The sequence below is a fragment of the Streptomyces niveiscabiei genome (genome assembly GCF_001419795.1).
Classification (GTDB): Bacteria; Actinomycetota; Actinomycetes; order Streptomycetales; family Streptomycetaceae; genus Streptomyces; species Streptomyces niveiscabiei.
The window spans coordinates 1-5062 of the sequence record NZ_LIRL01000688.1 but is presented as its reverse complement, the minus strand read 5'-3'; the positions used below and the strand labels follow the sequence as shown (position 1 = coordinate 5062).

The 5062-nt window shown below is 74.3% G+C and carries 4 protein-coding genes; all 4 read left to right on the top strand.

The genetic code is table 11. From position 1 onward, the window contains the following. On the top strand, positions 1-1191 hold a 1191-nt coding region (locus AOK24_RS51330; RefSeq protein WP_055723287.1), incomplete at its 5' end, for a (2Fe-2S)-binding protein. A 124-nt stretch (positions 1192-1315) separates the two neighbouring features. Then, complete coding sequence (locus tag AOK24_RS30605; protein ID WP_055723286.1) at positions 1316-3628, top strand: xanthine dehydrogenase family protein molybdopterin-binding subunit; 2313 nt, start codon at positions 1316-1318, stop codon at positions 3626-3628. Further along, positions 3629-4156, top strand: a complete 528-nt coding sequence (locus tag AOK24_RS30600) for an AAA family ATPase (protein ID WP_055723285.1) — start codon at positions 3629-3631, stop codon at positions 4154-4156. 121 nt (positions 4157-4277) lie between these two features. Continuing rightward, on the top strand, positions 4278-5062 hold a 785-nt coding region (locus AOK24_RS30595), incomplete at its 3' end, for an SUKH-4 family immunity protein (protein ID WP_055723284.1).

Genomic DNA, 5062 nt, shown 5'->3' with positions numbered 1-5062 from the left:
GACGGCGGGGCCGGGGCCGGGTTCGGTGGAGCGGATGGGCTGGATGGGCTGGATGGGCTGGACGGACGCGGGGCGGCTGGGTCCGGCGAGTCCGTCGGGGCGGGCGGTGCCGGGGGAGTGGCCGGTTCCGGTGAGGTCGTTGGTCATGCCCCTGCCGAGGCCGATGGCGGTGCCGCAGGTGGGCACGCCGTCGCCGAGTCCGGTGCCGCCGCCGCTGCCATCAACCGGCTGACGCTCGGGGCTGGTCAGCGGCTGGTGCCGGAGGGTGAGGCGGCCTCGGAGGCCGGGGCTGTTCCCGAGGCGGGGGCTGGTCCTGAGGCCGGAGTTGTCGCTGAGGGCGAGAAGGGGGCCGGGGCTCCGGAGGGCGTGTCCGTCGAGGCGGCCGTCGAACCGGCGTACGAGGCCCCGTCCGGGCCCGTGGAGGGCGTCGAGGGCGCCTCGGAGGGTGCGGAGGGTGGTCCAGGGGCTCCGGAGGGCTCGGAGGCTCCTGGTGAGGCTCAGGAGGGCGCGGAGGCCGACGAGGTTGGGGAGCCCGGCGAGGTTCCGCTGCCGCCCGGCGAGGAGCACCCGCTCGCCTCGTACGTGCTGTCCGTCAACGGCACCGACCGGCCCGTCACCGACGCGTGGATCGGCGAGTCCCTGCTGTACGTGCTGCGCGAGCGCCTCGGCCTCGCGGGCGCCAAGGACGGCTGCTCGCAAGGGGAGTGCGGGGCCTGCAACGTCCAGGTGGACGGCCGGCTCGTCGCCTCCTGCCTCGTCCCCGCCGTGACGACCGCAGGCAGCGAGGTCCGTACGGTCGAGGGGCTCGCCGAGGACGGCCACCCCTCCGACGTCCAGCGCGCGCTCGCGCGGTGCGGGGCGGTGCAGTGCGGGTTCTGCGTGCCCGGCATGGCGATGACCGTGCACGACCTGCTGGAGGGCAACCCGGCGCCCACCGAACTGGAGGCGCGCCAGGCCCTGTGCGGCAACCTGTGCCGCTGCTCCGGCTACCGGGGCGTACTGGACGCCGTCCAGGAGGTCGTCCAGGAACGTGAGGCCATCGCCGCCGCCGAGGCTGAGACGGACGGCGACGGGGCACGTATTCCGCATCAGGCGGGCCCGGGGTCCGGCGGGGCACACCCGTCGGTCTTCGACACGGGGACCTTGGGAGGTCAGGGCCAGGTGTTCGGCCAGGACGGAGGCCAGGCGTGAACGAGCCGGTTCCGTACGGTGAGTTGAGCGCGCGCGGTGTGCCGAGCGCGCACGGTGTGTCGTACACGCGCGGGACGTTCGTAGCGCGTGGCGTGCTGTACGCGCGGCGGATCGGAGGCCGGGTGTGACCCAGGACGCCGTCTCCGTGCCGCCGCCGATCGCGGCGGAGCCCGTACCCGTGCCCGAGGCGATTCCGCACGGGCTGGGGTCCTCGCTGCACCCCGCCGACGCGCGCGCGAAGACCGAGGGGACCTTCCCGTACGCCGCCGACCTCTGGGCGGAGGGCCTGCTGTGGGCCGCCGTCCTGCGCTCGCCGCACCCCCGCGCGCGCGTGGTGTCGATCGACACCTCCCATGCGCGCGAGATGCCCGGCGTCCGCGCGGTCATCACGCACGAGGACGTCCCCGGCACCCCCCGGCACGGCCGGGGTGTCGTCGACCGGCCGGTGTTCGCCTCCGAGGTCGTGCGCCACCACGGCGAGCCCCTCGCGGCCGTCGCCGCCGACCACCCTGACACCGCGCGGATGGCCGCCGCAGCCGTCATCGTCGAGTACGAGGTCCTCGACCCGGTCACCGACCCGGAGCAGGCGTTCGAGGCCGAGCCGCTGCACCCCGACGGCAACCTGATCCGGCACATCCCGCTGCGCCACGGCGACCCGGACGCGGTAGGCGAGGTCGTCGTCGAGGGCCAGTACCGCATCGGCCGCGCCGACCCCGCCCCGATCGGCGCCGAGGCCGGACTCGCCGTACCGCGCCCCGACGGCGGCGTGGAGCTGTACCTCGCCTCCACCGACCCGCACACCGACCGCGACACCGCGGCCGCCGTCTACGGGCTGCCCCCCGAGCGCGTCAAGATCGTCGTCACCGGCGTGCCCGGCGCGACCGCCGACCGCGAGGACCAGGGCTTCCAGCTGCCCCTCGGGCTGCTCGCGCTGAAGACCGGCTGCCCGGTGAAACTCACCGCTACGCGCGAGGAGTCGTTCCTCGGGCACGCGCACCGCCACCCCACGCTCCTGCGCTACCGCCACCACGCGGACGCGGAAGGGCGGCTCGTCAAGGTCGAGGCGCAGATCCTGCTCGACGCGGGCGCGTACGCGGACACGTCGTCCGAGGCGCTCGCCGCCGCCGTCTCCTTCGCGTGCGGGCCGTACGTCGTCCCGAACGCGTTCATCGAGGGCTGGGCCGTCCGCACGAACAACCCGCCCTCCGGGCACGTGCGCGGGGAGGGCGCGATGCAGGTCTGCGCCGCCTACGAGGCGCAGATGGACAAGCTCGCCAAGAAGCTCGGCGTCGACCCCGCCGAACTGCGCCTGCGCAACGCCATGGCGACCGGTGACGTCCTGCCGACCGGCCAGACCGTCACCTGTCCCGCGCCCGTCGCCGAACTCCTCCAGGCCGTCCAGGAACACCCCCTGCCTGCCCTCCCCAAGGACACCCCCGAGGACGAGTGGCTCCTCCCCGGCGGCCTGGAGGGCGCGGGCGAGCCCGGCGCCGTACGCCGGGGCGTCGGCTACGGGATCGGCATGGTGCACATGCTCGGCGCGGAGGGCGCCGACGAGGTCTCCACGGCCACCGTCAAGGTCCAGGGCGGCGTCGCGACGGTCCTGTGCGCGGCCGTCGAGACCGGGCAGGGGTTCACCACGCTCGCGCGCCAGATCGTCCAGGAGACCCTCGGCATCGACGAGGTGCACGTCGCCCCTGTCGACACCGATCAGCCTCCCGCGGGCGCGGGCTGCCGGGGGCGGCACACCTGGGTCTCCGGCGGCGCCGTCGAACGCGCCGCGAAGATGGTCCGCACGCAGCTCCTCCAGCCCCTGGCGCACAAGTTCGGCATGTCCCACGAGCTGCTCCAGATCACCGACGGCAAGATCACCTCGTACGACGGCGTGCTCTCCACCACCGTCGCCGAGGAACTCCACGGCAAGGAGCTGTGGGCCACCGCGCAGTGCCGCCCGCACCCCACCGAGCCGCTCGACGAGGCCGGGCAGGGCGACGCCTTCGTGGGGCTCGCGTTCTGCGCCGTGCGCGCGGTGGTCGACGTCGACATCGAGCTGGGGTCCGTGCGGGTCGTCGAACTCGCCGTCGCGCAGGACGTCGGCCGGGTCCTCAACCCCTCCCAGCTGGCCGCCCGCATCGAGGCCGGCGTCACCCAGGGCGTCGGCATCGCCCTCACCGAGAACCTGCGCACCCCGCGCGGGCTGATCCGCCACCCCGACCTGACGGGGTACTCCCTGCCGACGTCCCTCGACGCGCCGGAGATCACCATCGTCAAGCTCGTCGAGGAACGCGACGTCGTCGCGCCGTTCGGCGCCAAGGCGGTCAGCGCCGTGCCGGTGGTGACGTCTCCCGCCGCCATCGCGTCCGCCGTACGCGCGGCCACGGGCCGCCCGGTGAACCGCCTGCCGATCCGGCCCCAGGCGGCGGTGGTGACGCAGTAGGTGCGCGGGGTCGTCCTCATCACCGGCGTGATGGCGTCGGGGAAGTCGACCGTCGCGCAGGCGCTGGCGGCCCGGTTGCCGCGCGCCGCGCACGTGCGCGGGGACGTCTTCCGGCGGATGGTGGTCTCGGGTCGGGCCGAATACCTGCCCGACGCCTCCGCCGAGGCTCGCGAACAGCTCCTGCTGCGCCACCGGTTGTCCGCCACCACCGCCGACGCGTACGCCGACGCCGGGTTCACCGTCGTCGTGCAGGACGTGGTCCTCGGGGAGGATCTCGCCGGGTGGATCGGGATGGTCCGTACGCGCCCGCTGTACGTCGTCGTGCTCGCGCCGGACGTCCGTGCCGTCGCCGCGCGGGAGGCCGGGCGGGCCAAGAACGGGTACGGGGCCTGGTCCGTCGAGGCGTTGGACCGGTGGCTGCGGGAGCGGACGCCCCGGATCGGGCTGTGGCTGGATACGTCCGGCATGACGGCCGAGGAAACCGTTGAGAAAATTCTTACCGAGAGGCAACGCGCCGGGGTCGAGTGACGTCTTGGCTGGTGGTGGGGCGTTGTCAGTGGGGCCGCGTAGTGTTCTGAGCAGTGGGGCGGCTCGGGGTTCGAGCGGGGCGTCCTGCCTGGTGAACGACTTGTTCAGGCACGGGGGAGCAATGGGCAGCACGGCGACGACGATCACCTTCACCGAGGACGCGCTGGACCCGTACGTCACGCACGCGCCGACCCGGCGCTGGCTGACCGGCCCCGGACTCCCCGGCGTGGGCGGGCTGCTCACGTTCGAGGCGCTGCGCAGGGACGGACTGCGGACGGTCGCGGACTCCACCGGCGACCCCGCGGGCGCGCTCGCCGCGGACGTCCGCGACCAGCTCGTCATCGGCGGCCTCCTCGGTGCGCGCGGCGAGGAGACCGAGTCCGTCGTCCTCGACGGCGCGACGGGCGCCGTCTCGACGACGTACTTCCTCCACGACCGCCCCGACCTCATGGACCTGCGCCCCCTCGCCCCCTCCCTGGAGAAGCTGGTCCGCTTTGCCACTGCGGCCGATGAACTCGCCGCCCTGCGTGGGCAGTTCGCCTCCTACGCGGGCCGCTTCGGCGCCCAGGCGGTGACGGAGGCGACGAAGCACCTGCTGTCGCTGTACGAGGGCGAGACGGACGGCGAGGTCGCGCCGTACTGGAAGACGATCGCGGTGATCCGCCCCCTCGCGCTGATCGCCGGCCCCGGTACGACCTCCGGCCTCGCCCTCGACCTCCCGCCGCGCCTCCTCGACGACGAGTACGGCCAGGGCGAGATCGTCCGCTTCGAGGAGATGGACTTCCCGCCCGCCCTCACGCACACCCCGACCCGCCACTTCCTCGCGCGCGTGGGCCTGCCCGAGGAGGCCGTCTGGTTCACCCTCGACACGGACGCCCCGCTCCGCACCCTCCCCGACTACTGCAC